General features: G+C 53.3%; 18 protein-coding genes. 7 read left to right on the top strand and 11 right to left on the bottom strand.

Translation table 11 applies throughout. The annotated features are described in order from the left end of the window. The first annotated feature begins 405 nt into the window (after positions 1–405). The 3 genes from AC2FC2_RS12405 to AC2FC2_RS12395 are packed head-to-tail and all read left to right on the top strand — an operon-like array spanning position 406 to position 3,544. Positions 406–3,018 (top strand): YdbH family protein, encoded by a 2,613-nt coding sequence (locus AC2FC2_RS12405; RefSeq protein ID WP_490659307.1) that lies wholly within the window; start codon positions 406–408, stop codon positions 3,016–3,018. Then, positions 3,015–3,212: a YnbE family lipoprotein gene (locus tag AC2FC2_RS12400; RefSeq protein ID WP_209633704.1), complete on the top strand. Its 198-nt coding sequence runs from the start codon at positions 3,015–3,017 to the stop codon at positions 3,210–3,212. Before AC2FC2_RS12405 ends, AC2FC2_RS12400 begins: the two co-directional genes overlap by 4 nt. 8 nt (positions 3,213–3,220) lie before the next feature. Next, positions 3,221–3,544, top strand: a complete 324-nt coding sequence (locus AC2FC2_RS12395) for a YdbL family probable chaperone protein (RefSeq protein WP_209633702.1) — start codon at positions 3,221–3,223, stop codon at positions 3,542–3,544. Positions 3,545–3,671: 127 nt separating this feature from the next. Here the strand turns inward: AC2FC2_RS12395 and azoR are convergent, their stop codons facing one another. Next, a complete protein-coding gene (gene azoR / locus AC2FC2_RS12390; RefSeq protein WP_037415646.1) occupies positions 3,672–4,277 on the bottom strand; it encodes an FMN-dependent NADH-azoreductase in 606 nt (201 codons plus the stop codon). A gap of 269 nt (positions 4,278–4,546) precedes the next feature. On the opposite strand from azoR, the gene hrpA reads away from it, so the two are divergent. After that, positions 4,547–8,434 carry an ATP-dependent RNA helicase HrpA gene (gene hrpA / locus AC2FC2_RS12385; RefSeq protein WP_490659306.1) on the top strand — a complete coding sequence of 1,296 codons (3,888 nt, stop codon included), beginning with the start codon at positions 4,547–4,549 and terminating at the stop codon, positions 8,432–8,434. On the opposite strand, the gene AC2FC2_RS12380 is transcribed toward hrpA, so the two are convergent. Beyond that, complete coding sequence (locus tag AC2FC2_RS12380; protein WP_490659305.1) at positions 8,412–9,557, bottom strand: MFS transporter; 1,146 nt, start codon at positions 9,555–9,557, stop codon at positions 8,412–8,414. The two genes, hrpA and AC2FC2_RS12380, sit on opposite strands and share 23 nt — an antisense overlap. Positions 9,558–9,659: 102 nt before the next feature. Here AC2FC2_RS12380 and AC2FC2_RS12375 point away from each other — a divergent pair, with 102 nt between their 5' ends. After that, positions 9,660–10,478, top strand: a complete 819-nt coding sequence (locus AC2FC2_RS12375; RefSeq protein WP_490307441.1) for an AraC family transcriptional regulator — start codon at positions 9,660–9,662, stop codon at positions 10,476–10,478. A gap of 1 nt (position 10,479) precedes the next feature. Here the strand turns inward: AC2FC2_RS12375 and AC2FC2_RS12370 are convergent, their stop codons facing one another. The 7 genes from AC2FC2_RS12370 to folM all read right to left on the bottom strand — a co-directional run bounded on the left by AC2FC2_RS12370 (position 10,480) and on the right by folM (position 16,667). Then, positions 10,480–11,301: a trypsin-like serine peptidase gene (locus AC2FC2_RS12370; protein ID WP_061806348.1), complete on the bottom strand. Its 822-nt coding sequence runs from the start codon at positions 11,299–11,301 to the stop codon at positions 10,480–10,482. A gap of 129 nt (positions 11,302–11,430) precedes the next feature. Further along, positions 11,431–11,511 (bottom strand): small membrane protein YdgU, encoded by an 81-nt coding sequence (gene ydgU, locus AC2FC2_RS12365; RefSeq protein WP_490307730.1) that lies wholly within the window; start codon positions 11,509–11,511, stop codon positions 11,431–11,433. A gap of 92 nt (positions 11,512–11,603) precedes the next feature. Beyond that, complete coding sequence (asr, locus tag AC2FC2_RS12360) at positions 11,604–11,894, bottom strand: acid resistance repetitive basic protein Asr (RefSeq protein WP_265553419.1); 291 nt, start codon at positions 11,892–11,894, stop codon at positions 11,604–11,606. A gap of 382 nt (positions 11,895–12,276) precedes the next feature. After that, positions 12,277–13,776, bottom strand: a complete 1,500-nt coding sequence (locus AC2FC2_RS12355; protein ID WP_265553417.1) for a carboxypeptidase M32 — start codon at positions 13,774–13,776, stop codon at positions 12,277–12,279. 67 nt (positions 13,777–13,843) lie between these two features. Further along, positions 13,844–15,148: a two-component system sensor histidine kinase RstB gene (gene rstB, locus AC2FC2_RS12350; RefSeq protein WP_404759541.1), complete on the bottom strand. Its 1,305-nt coding sequence runs from the start codon at positions 15,146–15,148 to the stop codon at positions 13,844–13,846. Continuing rightward, complete coding sequence (gene rstA / locus AC2FC2_RS12345) at positions 15,145–15,870, bottom strand: two-component system response regulator RstA (RefSeq protein ID WP_037415986.1); 726 nt, start codon at positions 15,868–15,870, stop codon at positions 15,145–15,147. The genes rstB and rstA overlap by 4 nt, the downstream gene beginning before the upstream one ends. Before the next feature lie 74 nt (positions 15,871–15,944). After that, positions 15,945–16,667, bottom strand: a complete 723-nt coding sequence (gene folM, locus AC2FC2_RS12340; RefSeq protein WP_209633687.1) for a dihydromonapterin reductase — start codon at positions 16,665–16,667, stop codon at positions 15,945–15,947. Between the two features lie 126 nt (positions 16,668–16,793). Between folM and AC2FC2_RS12335 the strand changes: the two genes are divergently transcribed. Then, positions 16,794–17,210, top strand: a complete 417-nt coding sequence (locus tag AC2FC2_RS12335) for a hypothetical protein (RefSeq protein ID WP_037415624.1) — start codon at positions 16,794–16,796, stop codon at positions 17,208–17,210. A 29-nt stretch (positions 17,211–17,239) separates the two neighbouring features. On the opposite strand, the gene AC2FC2_RS12330 is transcribed toward AC2FC2_RS12335, so the two are convergent. Both AC2FC2_RS12330 and ydgH read right to left on the bottom strand, forming a co-directional pair. After that, positions 17,240–18,631, bottom strand: coding sequence for an amino acid permease (locus AC2FC2_RS12330; protein WP_265553413.1), 1,392 nt, complete (start codon positions 18,629–18,631; stop codon positions 17,240–17,242). Positions 18,632–18,875: 244 nt separating this feature from the next. Then, the gene (ydgH, locus tag AC2FC2_RS12325; protein ID WP_209633682.1) at positions 18,876–19,826 is read right to left on the bottom strand and encodes a DUF1471 family protein YdgH; all 951 of its coding nucleotides are present in this window, start codon (positions 19,824–19,826) and stop codon (positions 18,876–18,878) included. Between the two features lie 539 nt (positions 19,827–20,365). Here ydgH and pntA point away from each other — a divergent pair. Continuing rightward, a complete protein-coding gene (pntA, locus tag AC2FC2_RS12320) occupies positions 20,366–21,895 on the top strand; it encodes a Re/Si-specific NAD(P)(+) transhydrogenase subunit alpha (RefSeq protein ID WP_490659304.1) in 1,530 nt (509 codons plus the stop codon). Position 21,896: the final 1 nt, after the last annotated feature.

Below are 21,896 nucleotides of genomic sequence, written 5' to 3'. Positions count from 1 at the left end.
GGCGACGCTGAAACAGGCAGGATATTCAGTGTGTGCAGGAGGGTAAGGGACGTTGCTGAGCAGAGGATAAAAAAAATCCCCACGGGGGAGTGGGGAATGGCTTCTCTAGTATAGTTAGCTAGCAGCTGACTTTTGTTAGAATGATTGCAAGACTATTAATGATCAAATGTAACGACAATAACAAAAGTCTGAAACAGGTCATATACATGCGGTGAATATGTAACTAAAGCTTACAGGCTCCGTATCAATGCCTGTAAAAGTGCCTGTACGGGGTATCTTCGTCGGCCTCGGCTTCACCCTATGTCAAATTCATGCCATCATTATTGCTAATTCAGGCATAGACTTACCCTAAACGGCCTTGGGTCCGAAAAAGAGTGCCTCACTCAGGAATGAAGCAATCATTTAATGACTAAGCGATTGAAAGTATTCATAGGGATTGTGGTTAGTACGTTGATCCTGCTGCTGGCGCTATGGCAAACATTGCCGCGCTGGCTACCCCGCGTGCTTTCTCACTGGTTGCCGCAAGGTAGCCAGTTGGTTTTGCAGGGCAAACTGCAGTGGCAACAAGGGGCATTGCAGTTGGATGGCGCCCGTTTTTTAGCGCAGGACTGCTTACTTGCCGCCGTCGGACCGACACGCTTGGCTTATCATCAAGGGCGTTGGCAACTGGTCAGCGACACGCTGACTATCGATACCGCCTGTTTATCAAAATTGCCTCCCGGTGACGCCAGCAGTGCGCCACTGGCGTTAGATCAATTGCAAAAGCAATTGCCGCTATTGGATATCACCATCAAGAATCTCGCAGTGACCCCATGGCAATACTATGCCGGAAAACTGCAGGTCCATTCCTCCGCAGAGGGCCAGCGTTTACAGTATCAAGGGCCAAACATCAGCGTTGACGCGTTGTTGGACCCGCATCAACAATTGACACTCAACGACCTGACATTGTCTGCACCAAACAGCCCGCAGCCGTTGCATCTAACGGGGAAAATCGCCATTCCGCTGGATTTGGACAGCATCCCGGCTCAGGGGGCCCTACAGGGCGAAATGCAGACCGGTTACCTGAAAAAGCCGTTGCTGTTGGATATGCGCTGGCAACAGCAACAGGGTGTGCTGACGCTGACGGAAAAGGGTGAAGACAAACCTTTGGCAACATTGCCGTGGGAAATCAATCCACAGCAGGTCAGTATTACGCAGGGTGAGTGGCACTGGCCATACAGCCAGCAGCCGCTTAACGGCGGGGTGAGCATTGCACTGCACGATTGGAGCAAAGGGTTTGATGAAACCCAGATCAGCGCTCGTTTGAACGTTATCACCGACGGTCACAATGGCAAAGGCAATGCGGTGTTGACGTTGGGGCCGGGTAAAATCGGGCTGATCGACAGTAATCTGCGCTTCCAACTGACCGGACAGGCGAATCTGGCCGACTTCTCGATGACCGCCTCGATTCCCGGCATTATCAGCGGCACTATCCTCAACCCGACGCTGGTATTACAGCCAGGGGCGTTGTTACGCCTGTGGGGGAGCGCTACGCCAGAAATGAAGCTGGAAGAGGCTCGTTTGCCGCTGGCTGGCGTAAAAGTCACTGCTGCCGGTATTACGGGGCGTTTGCAGGCCATTATTAACGCCAGTGACAGTTACTGGGGCCGTTTCAAGCTGCATCTGGATGGCAAAGCGCAGGACTTTTGGCCAGATCACGGTAACTGGCAATGGCGCTACTGGGGCAATGGGCAATTGCCACCGTTACAAGCCGCCTGGGACGTCGCCGGCAGCGGCAGTTGGCAGGACAGTACACTGACTCTCGATCGCCTTTCTACCGGTTTTGACCAGTTGAAGTACAGCATCGTGACGGTAGATGCGCCGCGCCTGAGTCTCAGCCAGCCGCTGCGATGGCAGCGTGATGAGCAAAATCCCGCGTTCAACGGTGAGCTGCAACTGGTCTCGGGCAAGGTGAACTTCACTCAGGGTGGTTACCTGCCCGCGCCCGTGCTGTCACTGCAACTGCAGGGCAAGACGCCGGACAGTTTCCAGTTACAGGGCAAGTTGCAGGCTGAGCAAATAGGGCCCATCGCGTTACGTGGCCGCTGGGACGGTGAGCGTTTACGTGGTGAAGGCTGGTGGCCTAAACAGCCGCTGAACGTGTTCCAGCCACTGATTTCGCCCGATCTGAATATCAAACTGCGCGATGGTGAGTTTTACGCTCAATCTGCATTTTCCGCCGCTCGGGAACAAGGCTTTGAGGCGGGGGGCCATTGGGTGGTGAAAAATGGCGGTATGTGGTTGAAAGACGGTGAGATGAGCGGTCTGGATTTCGTCATGTCGTACCGGCTGAAAAACCATTTGTGGCAGTTGGGTGCCAAGCGACCGGTGATGCTGCGCATCAAATCATTCAGTAACCTGTTTGAAGTGCAGAACATCACTGCCGATCTTCAAGGCACCTATCCTTACAGCGATCAAGCCCCTCTGACGTTGAGCAATGTCGGCATGGACGCCTTGAATGGGCATATCAGCCTGTCGGCGCTGAGAATGCCGCAGCATGACGCCGCCGTATTGAAATTAGACAAAGTTGACCTCAGCGCGTTGTTTACCGCCCTGAAGCCAAAACAGTTTGCGATGTCCGGGCGGGTTAACGGTGAATTACCGCTGTATCTGAATCACCCCAAATGGTTGGTGCATAACGGTTGGATCGCCAATTCGGGCATGTTGACGCTGCGGCTGGACAAAGACATGGCCGATGCGATTGGCAGCAACAATCTGGCGACCGGTGCGGCGATTGATTGGCTGCGCTATATGGAGATCAACCGCTCACAGGCCCGCGTTGATCTCGACAACCTCGGTGAGTTGACGCTGAAAGCCCGAATTGACGGCGTCAATCCGCAAAAAAGCGCCAAGCGGGAGGTTATCCTGAACTATAGCCATCAAGAAAACGTGTTTCAGCTTTGGCGCAGTTTGCGCTTTGGCGACAATTTACAGGAGTGGCTTGAGCAGGCCCTCTCAAAACCAGGGGAACAACCATGAAAATTATTAGCGGACCTTTACTGGTTGCCGTGCTGAGCACGTCTATGCTGAGCGGCTGCGTGCCGCGCATCGAGGTCGCTACACCTAAAGATCCGATCACCATCAACATGAATGTGAAGATCGAACATGAAATTCACATCAAAGTGGATAAAGACGTCGAAAATCTGCTGAAAGACCAAAGCGGTTTATTCTAGGAGCCAACATGAAAAAACGTTACTTAGGCTTGATTGGCGCCGGTTGGTTGTTCAGCAGCATGGCGATGGCACTGACACTGGATGAAGCCAAGCTGCAGGGGCGCGTAGGGGAAACGCTCAGCGGTTATATCGCACCGGTGAAGCAGGATGCCGAAACGCTGACGTTGGTGAAAAGTATCAATGCCGGGCGCACTGAGAAATACCAGCAAGTTGCGGATGGTAACCATATCGCCATCGACGATGTGGCGCGTATGGCCGGGCAGAAACTGGTGTCGCGTGCACCCGCAGGGGAGTATGTACGTGGCATTAACGGTCAGTGGCTGAAGAAATAAAAAAAAGCGCGCCATCAGGCGCGCAATAAAATACAGCATTGGATTTTTATGAGGGTAATGCAGGTGTGACAGGACTTGGGGCTTTCCGTTGCGACTTCGCAGGGGCATAACGCCCCTGTGTGGGTCATCAGGCGGCAACAACCTGTGCCAGTACAGCCTTGGCATCGGCTTGTGCTTTGGTCGCGACGTCTGGGCCGTAGGCGATGCCTTCCGCGAACACGAACTCAACGTCAGTGATACCGATAAAGCCCAGGAACAGACGCAGGTAAGGTTCTACCAGGTCAGTTGGCGTACCTTTGTGAATGCCACCGCGGCTGGTCAGGATGATGGCACGTTTACCTTTTACCAAGCCTTCAGGGCCATTTTCGGTGTAGCGGAAAGTGACGCCGGCACGGGCAATCAGGTCGAAATAGTTTTTCAACTGGGTTGGGATGTTGAAGTTGTACATCGGTGCTGCCATAACGATAGTGTCATTGGCCTGCAACTCAGCGATCAGCTCATCGGACAGCGCCAGTGCTTCGATTTGACGCGGAGTCAACGGCGCATCAGAAGGGCGCAGCGCGCCAACCAGCTCACCGTCCAGCACCGGAATTGGCTGTGCAGCCAAGTCACGCACGGTGATGGTGTCGTTGCCATGGGTATTGGCCCACTGTTCAACGAAGAAATCGGCCAGTTGGTTTGACTGAGAATAGCCCGCCAGGATGCTTGATTTGAGAACCAATACTTTGCTCATCGTTAATTCCTTACGTTATGACAGTGACATCAGGACGAAGCGTCCCTTGCATGCAGTACACTCTATTCACATTTTTTCATCAGTGATAGCGCAATATTTCGAGACCTTTGTTCGATTTTATTGAATAACCTGTTGAGACATAAACAGCGGGATTATGGGGAGAAAGCGGCTTGTGATATTCTGCGCGGCTAACGCTGAAAAATGGCTAAAACATCATTATACCGTTGCTAACGCTTGATACAGCAGCGATGAAACAAGGAATACCGAACGTGAAATCTCCGCTCGCGGCATTGTCTGCCCAACTGGGCGAGCTGATGCTCCGTGATCAACAACGCCTGCAACGTCGCCTGCAAGGCGCACGAAAAATCAAAAATACCGATGCTCAGTTGGCGGCGGCCGTTGAAATCGAAAGTGACATAACCACCGCGCTGCGTAAAGTGCAGTCGCGTGCGGCGACATGCCCGAAAATCACCTACCCGGAAAATCTGCCGGTCAGCCAGAAAAAGCAGGATATTCTGCAGGCCATCCGCGATCATCAAGTGGTGATTGTCGCCGGTGAAACCGGCTCGGGGAAAACCACCCAGTTACCGAAGATCTGTCTGGAACTTGGGCGCGGGGTGAAGGGGTTGATTGGTCACACCCAGCCACGGCGTTTGGCGGCACGTACCGTCGCTAACCGCATTGCCGACGAGCTGGAAACGCCGTTGGGTGGCAGTGTCGGTTATAAGGTGCGTTTTAACGATCAGGTTGGGGAAAATACCCTGGTCAAGCTGATGACCGACGGCATCCTGTTGGCAGAGATCCAACAGGATCGGCTGCTGATGCAGTACGATACGTTGATCATCGATGAGGCGCATGAACGTAGCCTGAATATCGATTTTATCCTCGGTTACTTGCGTGAATTGTTGCCTAAGCGGCCAGATCTTAAAGTTATCATCACCTCCGCCACTATCGATCCGCAGCGATTTTCGCGCCATTTTAATAATGCGCCGATTATCGAAGTCTCCGGCCGTACGTACCCGGTGGAGGTACGTTATCGTCCCGTCGTGGATGACGCCGATGATACCGATCGCGATCAACTGCAGGCGATTTTCGATGCGGTAGATGAGCTCGGCCGCGAAGGGCCGGGGGATATCCTGATCTTTATGAGCGGTGAGCGCGAAATCCGCGACACCGCCGACGCGCTGAACCGTCTGAATCTGCCACATACCGAAGTCTTGCCCCTCTATGCTCGGCTGTCGAACAGCGAACAGAACCGAGTATTTCAGTCGCACCACGGCCGGCGTATTGTGCTGGCGACCAACGTGGCAGAAACCTCACTGACCGTTCCGGGTATCAAGTACGTCATTGATCCGGGTACCGCCCGTATCAGCCGCTACAGTTTCCGCACCAAGGTGCAGCGTTTGCCGATCGAACCGGTGTCGCAAGCGTCGGCTAACCAACGTAAAGGCCGCTGTGGGCGTGTATCGGACGGTATTTGTATTCGCCTGTATGCGGAGCAAGACTTCCTGTCACGGCCTGAGTTTACCGATCCGGAGATCTTACGTACCAACCTGGCGTCGGTCATCCTGCAGATGACCTCACTCGGGTTGGGCGATATCGCCGCTTTCCCGTTCGTGGAGGCCCCGGACAAGCGTAATATTCTGGATGGCGTGCGCCTACTGGAAGAACTGGGGGCGATTAAAACAGCGGAAAACGGCCATTACCAGCTCACCCCGCAAGGGCGTCAATTGGCACAGTTACCCATTGATCCCCGGTTAGCGCGTATGGTTCTGGAGGCACAAAAAAGCGGCAGCGTGCGCGAGGTGATGATCATCACCGCGGCACTGTCTATTCAGGATCCGCGTGAACGGCCAATGGACAAACAGCAGGCGTCGGACGAAAAACATCGCCGCTTCGCTGATAAAGACTCTGACTTCCTGGCCTACGTGAATCTGTGGGACTGGCTGAAAGAGCAGCAAAAAGAACACTCTTCCAGTCAGTTCCGCCGGCTATGCCGCAATGACTTCCTGAACTACCTGCGGGTACGTGAATGGCAAGATATTTACACCCAATTGCGCCAGGTGGTGAAAGAATTGGGGCTGCCGGTGAACAGTGAGCCTTCCGATTATCGCAGCGTGCACACCGCGCTGTTGACCGGCTTGCTGTCACATATCGGTCAGAAAGATGCCGACAAACAGGAGTTCACCGGCGCCCGCAACGCACGTTTCTCGATCTTCCCTGGCTCAGGACTGTTCAAAAAACCACCGAAATGGACCATGGTGGCCGAACTGGTGGAAACCAGCCGCCTGTGGGGGCGAATTGCCGCGCGGATTGAGCCGGAGTGGATAGAGCCGCTGGCTCAGCATTTGGTGAAGCATAGCTACAGTGAACCGCACTGGTCGAAATCCCAGGGAGCGGTCATGGCCAGTGAGAAAGTGACGCTGTTCGGCTTGCCGATTGTTGCCGCGCGCGCGGTGAACTACAGCACCATCGATCCTTTATTGTGTCGTGAGTTGTTTATCCGTCATGCGTTGGTGGAGGGCGACTGGCAAACGCGCCATGCGTTCTTTAGCGCCAACCTGAAGCTGCGAGCAGAAGTGGAAGAGCTGGAACATAAATCGCGTCGCCGTGACATTCTGGTGGATGACGAAACCCTGTTCAGTTTCTATGACCAGCGCATCCCGAATGATGTGGTGTCCGGGCGCCATTTTGACCATTGGTGGAAAAACGCCAGTAAGCAGAATGCGGATCTGCTCAACTTTGAAAAAGAGATGCTGATCAAGGATGGCGCCAATAAGGTCAGCGCGCTGGATTATCCAAACACGTGGTACCAAGGCAATCTCAAACTGCGTCTGACATACCAGTTTGAGCCGGGTACCGACGCCGACGGCGTTACGGTGCATATTCCGTTGCCCATTTTGAACCAGGTAGAAGAAAAGGGGTTTGAATGGCAAATTCCGGGCGTTCGCCGTGAATTGGTGATTGCCTTGATTAAGTCGTTACCCAAACCCGTCCGCCGCAACTTTGTACCGGCACCCAATTACGCAGAAGCCTTCCTTGGGCGAGTGACTGCGTTGGAATTGCCGTTGCTTGATGCGTTAGAACGCGAACTCCGTCGCATGACAGGTGTGACGGTGTCACGTGATGATTGGCAATGGGATCAGGTGCCCGATCACCTTAAGATGACGTTCCGGGTGGTGGGTGAAAAACACAAAACCCTGCTCGAAGGAAAAAATCTGACGGCGCTGAAATTACAACTGAAGGACAAAGTGCAAGAGACGCTATCTGCGGTGGCGGACGACGGGTTGGAACAAAGCAATCTGCACATTTGGAGCTTTGGTACATTGCCGGCGTTTTATGAGCAGAAACGCGGCGGCTATTCGATGAAAGCCTATCCGGCGCTGGTGGACGAAAAAGACAGCGTAGCGATCCGCCTGTTCGACAGCGAACAAGAGCAACAGCAAGCAATGTGGCAGGGTACTCGCCGCTTACTGTTACTGAATATTCCTTCACCAATCAAATATCTGCATGAAAAACTGCCTAACAAAGCCAAGTTGGGGTTGTACTTCAACCCCTACGGCAAAGTGTTGGATCTGATCGACGACTGCATTTCGTGTGGCATCGACAAACTGATCGCAGAACATGGCGGGCCGGTGTGGCAGGAGGAAAACTTTGCCCGCCTGCAGGAATTGGTGCGTGGCGAACTGAACGAAACCGTGGTTGGGGTCGCTAAGCAGGTTGAGCAAATCCTGACGGCGGTGTTTAACATCAACAAAAGGTTGAAAGGCCGGGTGGATATATCGTTGGCACTGGCGCTGTCGGATATTAAAGCTCAGCTCGGTGGCTTGGTGTATCGCGGTTTTGTGACCAACAACGGCTGGAAGCGTTTGCCGGATACGCTGCGTTATCTGCAGGCGATTGAGCGTCGCCTGGAGAAGTTGGCTGTCGATCCACACCGCGATCGTGCACAGATGCTGCGGGTGGAACAGGTACAGCAGGCTTGGCAACAGTGGCTGAACAAGCTGCCGCCGAAGCGACAGCAGGATGATGAGGTGAAAGAGGTACGCTGGATGATTGAAGAGCTGCGCGTGAGCTTGTTCGCTCAACAGCTGGGGACACCTTACCCTATCTCTGACAAACGTATTCTGCAGACTATGGAGCAGCTTTCTGGTTAAGCGACGCTAACAGGCAGCCTGCACAGCTCAGACACAGCAGGCTGCACACCAGCAGTGTCGTTGCCAGGTCTTGCCCAAGGGCAGCCAGAGAGAGCCCGACACCAATCAGCAGGTAGTAGAGCAGGCCAAAAATTGCGCCGGCGGTGCCCAATTGCTGTCGGTAGTTATTCAGCGCCTGGCTCAATACGTTGGGGATCGCCAACCCGAAAGCCAGGGTGATCAACATGCTGGGTAGCAGCATCATCAGGCTGTCTTGCCAGTAACATAAAGCCAGTGCGGCGCCGAATGCTAACAGACTGCCCATCAGGATCTGACGTTCAGCGCCGATGCCCCTGGCTAACAGATGACGGTTCACCAGCGCCCCGAGCAGGCTGCCCAGTGCCAGAACAATGCCCGAGTAACCAAACTGCTGGCTGCTCAGCCCCAATCGTTCGAACATAAAGGGGGCCAGGCTGAAGTAGCTGAACACCATGACATTGAAGCCCGCCACTAATAACGCGCAAGACCAGATATGTCGGTCCCGCAGGATAATCCAGCCGCTGCTTGCCGAAGAAACCGTCGAGGAGTCTGCCGACTGTGTTTCCGGCAGTGCGGCCCAACACCAAATCAACAGCACCAGAGCCAGCACCCATTGAGCGGCGAATATCGCCATACTGCCACCCCAGTTGACCAATATTCCCCCCGCCAACATGCCCAACACCGGACTGACAGAGAGGGCAATACCGAGGGTGGCAAAGATTTTCCCTAGAGCATGCCCCTGGTAAACATCTCGCAACATGGTTTGCGTTACGATGGAACCGACTGCTGCACCAAACGCGATGGTGGCACGGGCGGCCAATAGCAGCGTGAAATCGTTGCTCAACAGCGCCATAACGGCACCGCCAAGATAGAACGACAGCCCTGCAAGCATTGTCATTCTGCGGCCGAGCCGATCGCACATCACCCCCCAGAAGGCAACGCCTAAGGCAAAAGCAAAGAAATAGATCGACAGCGTCTGGCTGGCCTGAGCAGCGCTGACGTTGAAATCGGCACGGATTGCCGTGAGTGCCGGACTATAGAGTGTTTCGAGCACTTGTGGAGCCATTATGGCGGCAACCATTAATGGCAATGGTAAGCGTGACATGGAGATAAACCTTTACGAGTGAATAATCGCGCCAGTATAGGGAAAGGCTACATGCTCGATTACAATCATAAGGACAAAAAACAACGAAAAAGAGACAATTCGATGGCATTCATTACCCAGCAGGATGTGTTTGACCCAGATATTCTGCCGGCCCCGTTGCTGGGGATTGCAGCGGAATTGGCCAAACATGATTCTGAAGAGCATGAACATCGACGTGCGCAGTTGCTGTATGCCGCACGTGGATGCATGACGGTGACGCTGGCCGACCGTTGGCTGATTTTGCCGCCAACGCGTTGCTTGTGGATCCCTGGTGGTATCCGGCATCGGGTTCAACTGCACGGACAGGTAGCTTATCGCTCGATCTATCTGGAGCCTGCGTTAGCGCCCAACATGTCGCATGAGTGTGCAATATTGGCGGCCAATCCTTTGCTGGCCGCGGTGATTGAGCGTATCGCTTACTGGCCACTCAACCAGGTTATTGAATGCCCGTCAGCACGAGATCTGGTGCCGGTACTGGTTAACGAACTGCATATGGCGCGGCTTGAGAATACCGGCCTGATACTGCCATGCGACTCTCGTCTGGCCCTTTGGCTGGAGGATCTCGATAGGCACGATGAATTACCGGGGTTGAGTGTATTGGCACAGCAACTGAATTTGCACGCCAAAACGCTAACGCGTATTTTCCAGCGCGAGACTGGGCTGAGTTATCAACAATGGAGTCAGCAATGGCGGTTGATGCGGGCGATAGCGCTGTTGGCGGAAATGTCGTCGGTCAGTTCAGTGGCGCAGCGTTTGGGTTTTTCCAGCGACAGTGCCTTTATCGCTTTCTTCCGCCAGTTTACCGGCACGACACCCAAGCGGTTTATGAAAGGAGACGAAAGAGAAACAACCGGCGCGGAGACCCACGCCGGAGGGGAATAGCTTACTTTCCGGCTGCCAATGCGTCGAGCGCATCACGAATGCCGGTGACGGCCAGCGCTCGGTTATCGGCACGGTAACGATCTTTAGCCGCCGGTGCGGAGCTTTGAATGGCGATCAACGACCACCCATCGGCCGTTTTCAGCAGTAACGGAGAGCCGCTATCGCCGGGGAGTGTATCGCACTGATGCGACAGAACACCTTGCTGGGCCCAACCTGTCACTTTACAGTTTTGGTGACTATAAAGGTCGTCCAAATGATCTTCCGGATACCCCGCCTGAGTAATTAAGCGTTTGGCTTGTTTCATCGCTTGGGTCAGCGCCTTGCTGTCGCCTTGCCACAGTGGCAGCGGTTTAATCGGCAAGGTATTTTTATCCTTCAAGCGAATCAGCGCAAAATCATAAGCCGCCGCCGCGGGGGGAACAATCCAGCCATCACCGTCAGGTTTGAGCTTTTTGCCCAGCTTGCGGTCAACTAACGTTTCAATATTGCTCGTTTGGTATTTCCACGTTTTATTACCGGCAACAAAACGCAGCGCGATAGCTTTGTCCAGTTGGCCCGGAGGTGCCAGTACACAATGACCGGCAGTAAGTGCCAAATGAGGGGAAATAAGCGTGGCGGTGCACAGGTTACCGCTGGCGGTTTCCACTTGCCCAATCGCCTGCCACGGCCAACCGTCGGTTTCAGTGACCTTAACGCGTTCATCTTTGCCAAAAAATAGGCGGGTTTGCTCAGCAGCCGACGCGTCGGATGGGCTATCAGCCCGAGCTGAAAGGGAAAGTGCGAGCGGAAATGAGCACAGCAACAGCAAAACGGTTATGCGCATAAGTTTCTTGCCTGGAAAATACGGGTCATCCATAAACACACTGAATGGTAACTATAGACTGATTTCGTTGCCGTGTGGATGGGCAGTGATTGATTTTTCAATAATTTCTAATCCAGAAAGGCTGTGCAGCTACAGATAAAAAAAGGCGGCGATCAGTCCGCAGAGGATCAGAGTGGCCAAAATAATTTCAAATAAGTAGCGACGCAGCATGATGAGAACCCCCGATGAAAAAACACCCGGCGAACCGGGTGTTGGAAAACTCAAGCCTGGACTGGTGAGGGGAGCCTCACATCAGATTGCTGTTACGCAGCTTTTTTATGGCTGGATTTTTTGTGGTGTTTTTTGGCTGCCTGTGCTTTCTGAGCAGGGGCTTTTTTGGCTGTGGCTTTGTGGTGCTTTTTAGCCGCCTGCGCTTTTTGTACCGGTGCTTTCTTCGCGTGATGTTTTTTCACGTGAGTTGTTTTGGCCGGTGCAGCCATGGTGGTGGTAGCGGTCGCCGCAGGTGCGGTCGTGGTGGTGGCAGCGTCAGCAGCGAAAGCAACAGAAGACAGACCCATTGCAGCGGCAACAACCAGAGCTAATACTTTTTTCATTGTTGATTCCTCAAGTTACTCATCATGTATCAAGCCCACTGCGGGGCCGGTGTTAAGATAGTAGGCAAACCGCGGAATGCTTTCCGTGAGTGATTGGTTTCGGCGTGTAACCTAATGTACATCGTGGTTTTTGGGGCCCGGATGGCGGGGCGAATATCAACCGGCGTATGCGCTGTCTGGCGCGAATGGCGATGATAAATGAGCGGATATACACCTTTGCGGCGGTTATCACTTAATCTTATTTTAGTTACAACATACATTAAGTGAGTAGCCAACCTCCACTCTGTAACCAAGGTGTCGCAAGTAGGGACAGTGGGTTATGACGCAATGACGGTCAAACAGGGGAAAAAAGGCACGGGGTTAGCCGTGCCTGGGGAATGCATTACAGGTAGCGGCTTTCCAGATGCTTACGGAAGTAGCTTGGATTCAAGGGTTCACCGGTTGCATTGGTGATCAGTGTATCGGTAGGGAAGCGGCTGCCGTGACGCCAAATATTATTCTTCAGCCACTGGAACAGTGGGGTCAGGTTGCCTTCGGCGATATCATTGTTCAGTGTAGGTAGCGCTTTGCCGATGGTCTGGAAAAGCTGCGCTGCATACATGGCACCGAGAGTGTAAGTCGGGAAGTAACCGAAGGCACCGTCGGTCCAGTGGATATCTTGCATACAACCATTCCGATAATTACCGACAGTATCCAAACCAAGGTAGCGGTGCATTTTTTCGCCCCACAGCGCTGGAATGTCTTCCACTTCAATGTCGCCTTCGACCAAGGCTTTCTCGATCTCATAACGCAGGATCACGTGGGCCGGGTAGCTCACCTCATCAGCGTCTACACGAATCAGACCGGGTTTCACGCGTTGGTTGAGGCGGATGAAGTTATTTTCTTCCAGTGCCGGTTGCTCACCGAATTGTTTGATGATCAGTGGACGCAGAATCTTGAGAAAGTCGCTACTGCGCGCCAATTGCATTTCAAACAACAAACTCTGCGATTCATGAATAGCGGTAGAACGCGCTTGTGCTACGGGCTGACCCAGCCATTCACGCGGCAGATTTTGCTCATAACGGGCATGGCCAGTCTCATGCACAATACCGAGCAGGGCCGTCAGAAATTCTTTGTCGTTGTAGCGAGTCGTAATGCGCACATCTTCCGGAACGCCGCCGCAGAATGGGTGTGCACTGACGTCCACGCGGCCACCATCAAAGTTAAAGCCGAGCAGTTTCATCACGCTCAAACTCAGTTGGCGTTGGGTATCGACATTAAACGGGCCTTGCGGAATAAGGCAGGGTTCCTGAGCCTGTTTGGCCACCACTTTTTGCAGCAGGTCAGGCAACCAGGTTTTCAGATCGCCAAAGATGCGGTCGATATCGCTGCTGCGCATACCCGGCTCGTACAGGTTCAGCAAGGCGTCATAACGGCTGGAACCAGCCGCTTCAGCACGGATCTGTGCTTCCTGGCGGCTCAGTTTGACCACTTCACGCAGGTTTTCTGAAAAGCCGTCCCAATCATTGGCCGGACGTTGGGCGCGCCAGGCGTGTTCACAGCGTGCACCCGCCAGCGATTTGGCTTCAACCAATGACTCAGGCACCAGCACTGCGTTGTCATATTGGCGGCGCATTTCTAACAGATTGGCCTGATCGATGTCATCAAGTGTTTCTTGTTGGGCACGTTCAAACAGGCGACCGGTTTTTTCTGCCGTCAAAATTTGATGTTGCAAGACACTCAGTTCCGCCAGTGCTTCTGAGCGCGCTTTACTGCCGCCCGATGGCATCATGGTTTGCATGTCCCAACCGGCAATGGCTGACAGGTGACCGAAACGCGACAACCGGGTGAAAAGGGCGCGTAGCTCGTCATATGAAGGTGAAGGGGTATGTGCAGATGTCATCGTTTAGCTCCATATTATTGTAATCCGGAGAACCCTCCAGGCCTTTCAAGCAATTGCGTAGGCAGGGTTACACCGGGTCTGCTTTTAAATTGAAATTGGGTTTGACCGGCCAACAGAAGCGGAAGCAAGCGCCGCCGAGAGAACTGGCATCGACGTAAACCTGGCCCTGATAGGCGACAGCAATAGAGTGGACAATGGCCAGCCCCAGCCCACAGCCACCCGTGGCGCGATCACGGCTTGGATCCAGACGGACAAAGGGTTCGAATACCCGCTCTCGTTCTTCCGGCGGAATGCCAGGCCCGTCGTCTTCTACCTGGAGACAGGCGTTGTCACCATCAAACCACAAGCCGATACGCAGGCGTTGTTCGGAATAGCGCAGCGCATTGTTTACCAGATTATCCAGCACCCGCTCCATCAACCGCAAATCAACGCCACCAAAATCACCGGTATGGGGGATATCCAGCTCTATTTCGCGTTCAGGGTGGATTAGGCGCAGATCGTCAGCCTTATCTTCTAGCCACTTGGGTAAATCGAGCGGTTCAATATTGAGTGCGACCTGCGGACGGTCAAGCCGTGCATAGGTAAGTAGTTCGTCGATCAGCGACTCCAACTGGCCGATGTCGCGGTTCAGAGCTTGTTGTTCGCTATCTGACAGGTTTTCACTCATTGCCAGTCGGTAGCGCAGACGAACCAGCGGTGTGCGCAATTCATGAGCGATACCGTCGATCAACTGCTTCTTGCTGGCGATCAGGGTATTGACGTTATCCGCCATCTGGTTAAACGCCACCCCCAGCCGGTTCAGACTGGACGTTGGGTCAAAATGGGTGCGCTCGTCAAGATGCCCGGCGCCGAGTCGCTGAGCCGCGTTTTCAAGCTTGAGCAAATCTTGCCAGTGCGGTCGCATCCACAGGAAAACCGGTAACGCCAGCGACATGCCTATAAACACCAGCAGTGCCAAATCCAGCAGCCGCATCTGATGCAGATAGAACAAATAGGGTATGGGACCGACAACCAGCACGTAGTGGCTACGCGGAATGCGTTGCATAAACGTGTATTGATCGTCGAGGGCGATGATCTCCCCAAGACGAAGCCGTTTCTTCAGATCCTCACTCAGATCCTGTTTACCGAGGGGTTCGATGTGCAGCTTGAACGACAGATTTAAGTCCAGCGTCGCGATGGTTTTATTCCAGTCTTTCAGTGGAATTTCCCGCAGTTCACTGCGCATCAGGTATAAGGAGCTCTTCATCAAATCGTCCATCGACTGGCGACCGGCGCGTTCGGCGGTGACTTTGTACACCAGCCCCACCAGCATTGCCATCACCAGGAAGCACACGAAAAGCAAGAGGAAGAATTGGACAAAGAGCTTTCTCATTGCTGCACGAACTCCCAGGCGTTCGGAGCGAACAGGTAGCCTTTGTTGCGCACGGTTTTTACGCGGAATGGCTCAAGGGTATTGTCATAGAGTTTGCGACGCAGGCGCGAAATGGCCACGTCTATACTGCGATCAAGGCCGTCGTAGCTCACGCCGCGCAGGTTCTGCAACAAGGCTTCACGATCCATGATTTGACCTGCGTGAGTGGCTAATTCCCACAGCAGATCAAAATCTGAGGTGGAAAGGGTGATGGTCTCTTCGCCCAGCGTCACTTGACGGTTGACCGGGTCGATGCACAACAGCCCAAAGTGCAACGCATTGTGCTGGGTGATCGGCTGGCTCGACTCTTCCTTGGGTTGATTACTGTGCTGACGCAGGTGCAGTCGCAGCCGAGCCAGTAACACCGCAGGCGGTGTGGTCTTCAAGATGTAATCATTGGCGCCCATTTCCAGGGAGAGGATATGGTTCATGTCGCTGTCGAGTGAGGTAAGCAGGACGATCGGGCCAGGGAAGGTCGGACGCAGATCGCGACACAGCGTCATGCCGTCCTTACCAGGCAACATAATGTCGAGTAGGACCAGATCCGGCTGCTCCAGCTCGATGCGTGCCTGCGCACTGTCGCCACGCGGCTCAATCAACACTTCAATGTCGTGTTTGCCCAGATAGGCGGCAATCAGCTTGCCGACTTCAGGATCGTCTTCTACAAAAACAATTTTATGCATATTCAGCGGTTTTATCAGAATAACGGCGTTCAGCATAACGCGGGGTTCCGCGATACGCCATGCAGATCTTTGTGCTAACGCAGCGGACGTCCGCCATCAACGCCGTGGGTACGGCCTGTGACATAACGACTGCTGAGCAAGTAGTTCACCAGGTTAACCACTTCACTCTCGCCGGGGGCGATTTTCATCAGTGACTTTGCCAGTGCCTGCTGACGATAAGGCTCATCGTCACCTGGATTGAAAATAATCAGCGCCGGCGCGATGGCGTTCACTTTAACTTCTGGTGCCAGCTTGCGGGCAAATGAGCGCGTCATGTTGTCCAATGCAGCCTTACTGGCCGCATAGGCAATGTGTTTATCGCTACCTTTTTCCACCACATAGTCGGTTAGGTGGATAATATCCGCCCCGGCTTGTCCCTGACCCAGCAGGCAGGGTTCCAGCAATTGATTCAGTAGATAAGGCGTGTAAACGTGAATTTGCAACATCGCTGCCATGACTTGCTCTGGCGGTACTTCTGGCGACTCTGCCTGCCAGGCACTGGCGTTGTGGATCACGGCACGCAGTTTAGGCGCGATTAGACGGACTTGCTCGGCAAAAAGGTAGATACCGTCGTGCGTTGAAAAATCCCCCTGAATGCAGATTGCCCCCAGTCCTTTCAGCTCGTTCAACGCCGGGTAGTCACTGCGATAGGCAATGATAACGGGAATATCGCGTTGCAAGAATGACTTGGCCAGTGCCAGACCAATCCGGCGTGCGCCGCCTGTTATCAGCACCGGGGCTGAGTTGTGATGTTCCATTGATTAAAGCTCCTGGACAGACTGGCAAACAATAGGGGAATTATGCCATTATACGGCGGAAATTCGTTAAAGCTTCGCATCGATTATCCATTTCAGGATGTAATACCCAGGCAATGAGAGGAAGGGATGAACAGCAGTCACCTTGCACCCGTCGCCCGCAGTGAAAAAATCTGCTTTGATTACATGGAATTTCTGTCTGCATCGTGCAAGAAGCACTGGCGATTTGTTGATGCAATCTACGGTGTGATGCCATTTTTTGGCATGGTATTGAAGTCTCAGGCAAGTGCCACACAAACGCGGAAAGAGCATTTGAAGGCGTTGGCGTTGCAGGTCGTGTCCACCCAGGTCAGCGACGAAGCCAATATTGTACGCCTGATAGATCTGGCTCAGCAGCAGGGCTTGGCGGTATTTGAGATTAAATTGCCGTATGCATTGGATACGCAGCAATTGGCGACCATTCAACAAGAGTGTGTCGAGGGCGTTATCATTTCTCAGGTTGAAGAACGCATGACGATCAGTCTGCGCATCTCCCAAGGTAATTAACCGGGTGGTCCCACCCGGTCATACACGACTTATTGCAGCATAAACCAGCCCGCCGGCACCGTTGCCACCAGCAACAGTAGAATACTGCCTTTTTCCAGTTGATTCAGCAGCTTGACGTCATCATGCCCACGTCTGGCATAGATGAATACCAATAACCCCGGTGCATATAACAGAACCGACATCAGCAAGTGCATCAATCCTGATGCGTAAAGCAGCCAAATCCCATACAAGCAGGCACCTGTCGCAGCGAACATCAGGCGTTTATCCTGACGACGGATTGCCACCTTGAACAGGAAGGCGCCGACCAGGAAATAGGGCACCAGAATCATTTCTGACGCGATAGTCAGCAAGGAGTTGTAGTTGCTGCCTGTGAGCCAAATCAACACCAGAGCGAACTGTACCGCAATGTTGGTCAGCCAAAGGGACGCTGACGGCGCGTGATTCTTATTTTGCTTACGGAATATTTTGGGGAAGGCACCATGTTGTGCGGCCAGAAGCGGCACTTCGGCGGCCATGATTGTCCAGCTCAGGTAGGCGCCACAGACTGACACGATCAATCCGGCAGCGATGATCACATCACCCCAGGGACCAATCAAATCAACCATCAGCACGGCCATGGACGGGTTGCGCATCTCGGCTAATTCACTGCGTGGCACAACACCCAAGGATAGCAGCGTGACCAGCAAATACACGGCCAGCGCAGAAATCACCGCTAGCATGGTAGCACGGCCGACATCCTTTTTATGACGTGCCCGCGCCGAAACCACCACGGCACCTTCTACCCCGATAAATACCCACAGGGTAATCAGCATGGTGTTTTTTACTTGTTCCCACACGGGTTTACCCAGCGCGACCCCGTGGAAATCCAGGGTAAACACATCCATGTTGAACGCTATCGCCGCCAAGACGGCGAACATTCCCAGGGGCAACAACTTGGCCAACGTTGCGACCAGATTGATGCTGGCGGCCGTTTGTACGCCGCGTAACACCAATGCATGCACGATCCACAGCAGCACAGACTCGGCCAACAGTGCCTGCCAGGTATTACCGTCACCCAGAATGACCTCGCCGCCGCGATCGGTGAATAAACTCAGTGCAGCGAACACGATCACCAGATAAGAAACGTTGGCAATCACCGCACATAGCCAGTAACCCCAGGCAGAACAGAAACCCACCAGCTCACCGAAACCTTCTTTCGCATAGGTGAAGATACCGCCGTCCAGATCAGGCCGTAAGCGGGTAAGTAACAGCATCGCAAAAGCCAGGAACAGGATGCCCACGCCGGTAATCGCCCAACCCAGCAACAGCGCGGCAGGGCTGGCGACCTGCGCCATGTTTTGCGGCAGGCTGAAAACGCCGGCGCCCAGCATTGAGCTGAGTACCAATGCCGTTAACGCGGTAAGACCTAGTTTTTTTTCCAATGACGGATCCTGAACGCAGAATAAACAACTGGGAGGGAACTGCTTGGCAGTAACAACGTAATGGCAATTACTGAACAAATAGACAATAGCCCTAAAAATTGGCGCAAATTTTACGGATGGATCGGCGTGGATGCAATGATTGAATATGCGAAATTTACAAAAAACTATTCAATTGAGTGAGGGGATATGCAACAAAAAAACGGGCAGCTCAATGGCTGCCCGATGGTAAACCTTAAAGTGGAACTTATTTGAACAAGTCGGCGCTGACGGTCAGGTTGCCGCCGCTCTTGTTCTGCCACTGACGGGTCACGTGATAGTACTTGGCGCCTTTCTCGGCTGCACGTTTCGCCACTTCGGTGGAGACGTCAGTCATGCTGTTGAAGTGGCCAGTGAAGGTCACAGAATCAAACGGCACCATCTGCGCAGCAGTCACGTTGTTCACTTCCTGGATCTTGGTGCCATTTGGCAGCGTGACGGTATAACGTTGACCGGTAGAAGACTGCGTCTCGAAGAAACGGCCTACGTCGCGGCTTGGCGAACCTGAAGATGCCACGCCCGGGATTTCAACCTTGGCAGCAGCAGCACCACCGGCAGCCAACGCGGCTCTACCGGCATCAGAGTCGGCAGGGATCGCATCCGGGCTCTGAACAACACGCTTAGGAGCATCGGCTTTGTAAATGTAAGCCGTGATGAACTGGTTGCCCCCCTGGTTGGCATCAACCTGGCGCACGATAAAGAAGGAGGCCGCGCCTTTCTTTTTCGCTTCTTTGGTGATGGCATCGTTGATGTCTGGCTGGCTGCGGTAGAAGCCGCTGACGCTTACCGTATCGTAAGGCTCCAGCAGGAAGGCTTGCTCTTTCGGCAGTTCAGTGACGCCATTAATAACGCGGTATTTTGGCTCTTTGCTCACTTCTGGCGCATCTTTATGATAAAGGTCTGCGGTGACGCGCCAGTTGCCGCCATTGTTGCTGTTATTGCTATCCTGAATGTAGAAGGCGTCTGCACCCAGCTTGTCTGCACGGCGAGAAACGGCATCAACGGCTTCATTGATGGCATTAAAGCGGCCGGTAATCGTGATGCGATCAAACGGCTTCAACGCCGCTGCTTTTTCAGGAGTTAACTCTTGCGCTGCATGAGCAGACAGGGCAGTGAGTGATAACAAGGCTGATGCGATGATCGTGTTCTTCAGCTTCATAAAAAATCCTTTCGCCTAGCGCATTAACGTTTATAACGTGCTGAACTGTTTAGGTGTAATTCAGCCGCCGATTATTACATGTAATCTCGACCAGTGTCTCAGCATTTTATGTCATCCCATGAGACAAATCCCACAAAGGCGAGTGCCGATTATTTTGTGCAGAATCACCATAAGTTTCAATAATAAAGCCTTTGATGTCATAAGTGTTAATTATTCACAATTTTATAACTTTCATGCGTTCCAGCCGCGTGATGCCAGATGTCACCCAGTGAAAGACAATCACAATGTGCCCGTTAAAACGGCATTCCAGCGGGCTTTTTAACTTTAAATTGCGATTTGTCATAACGTTGCCCAGATTTTTATGTAAAAACAGACCTGAATACGTAAGCAATTATGGATCATCGATCATATTTTCAGTAGGTTATAGATGACGCCTTAATTTGCTGCCGACAAGGTTAAGAAAAAACTTGTCAGCCGGCGCCATCGCTATGGGGTAGAAGATAATAAACATCATCAAAGACAGGTGAGAAGGGAACATTATGCGTATTGGTGTACCAAGAGAACGGTTGGCCAATGAAGCTCGGGTTGCAGCAACGCCGAAAACGGTGGAACAACTGCTGAAGCTGGGCTTTACCGTCGCGATCGAAAGCGGGGCGGGTAAACTGGCAAGCTTTGACGATGTCGCTTATGAAGCGGCAGGGGCGACGATTACCGATACTGCCGATGTCTGGCAGTCAGATCTGATTTTGAAAGTTAACGCGCCGCTTGAGGACGAAATCGCGTTAATGCGTGAGGGCAGCACCCTGGTCAGCTTTATTTGGCCAGCGCAAAATCCTGAATTGATCGCGAAGCTGGCTGCACGCAATGTCACAGCGATGGCGATGGATTCGGTACCGCGTATCTCACGTGCGCAATCTATGGATGCATTAAGCTCAATGGCCAATATCGCGGGCTACCGGGCAATTGTTGAAGCCGCACACGAATTTGGCCGCTTCTTCACCGGCCAGATTACCGCTGCCGGTAAGGTTCCACCGGCCAAGGTGATGATCATCGGTGCTGGCGTAGCGGGTCTGGCGGCCATTGGCGCGGCAGGTAGTCTGGGGGCGATTGTTCGCTCCTTTGATACCCGTCCGGAAGTAAAAGAGCAAGTGCAGAGCATGGGCGCGGAATTCCTCGAGTTAGATTTTGAGGAAGAAGCGGGCAGTGGCGACGGCTATGCCAAAGTGATGTCCGAGGCCTTCATCAAAGCCGAGATGGCCTTGTTTGCTGCACAGGCAGCCGAGGTCGACATTATTGTGACCACCGCCTTGATCCCAGGTAAACCTGCGCCGAAGTTGATCACCAAAGAGATGGTGGCGTCGATGAAGCCAGGCAGCGTGATTGTCGATCTGGCTGCGCAAAACGGCGGTAACTGTGAGCTAACCGTCGCCGATCGCGTCACCGTGACTGACAACGGCGTGAAAATCATAGGTTATACCGATCTGCCAAGCCGCCTGCCGACCCAATCCTCACAGCTTTATGGCACCAACCTGGTCAACCTGCTGAAGCTGCTGTCGAAAGAGAAAAACGGTGAAATCGATGTCGACTTCGACGATACCGTTATCCGCGGCGTTACCGTGGTGCGCAGTGGCGAAGTCACCTGGCCGGCCCCGCCAATCCAGGTCTCCGCCCAGCCTAAACAGGCACAGGCAGCGGCCCCGATCGCCAAACCAGTGGAAAAACCGGTTTCACCTTGGCTGAAGTACGGCCTGATGGCGCTGGCGATTATTCTGTTTGGCTGGTTGGCTGACGCCGCACCGAAAGAGTTCCTGTCTCACTTTACCGTGTTTGCGCTGGCCTGCGTGGTGGGATACTACGTGGTGTGGAACGTCAGCCATGCATTGCATACCCCGTTGATGTCGGTCACCAATGCGATCTCAGGGATTATCGTGGTCGGTGCGTTATTACAGATTGGTCACGGTGGCTGGGTGAGTTTCCTCTCCTTTATCGCCGTACTGATCGCCAGCATCAATATTTTTGGTGGATTCACCGTCACTCAGCGCATGCTGAAGATGTTCCGCAAGAACTAAG

This window comes from Serratia sp. CoH_122_TC_1 (assembly GCF_058191755.1).
This window is presented reverse-complemented; position numbering and strand designations above follow the sequence as displayed.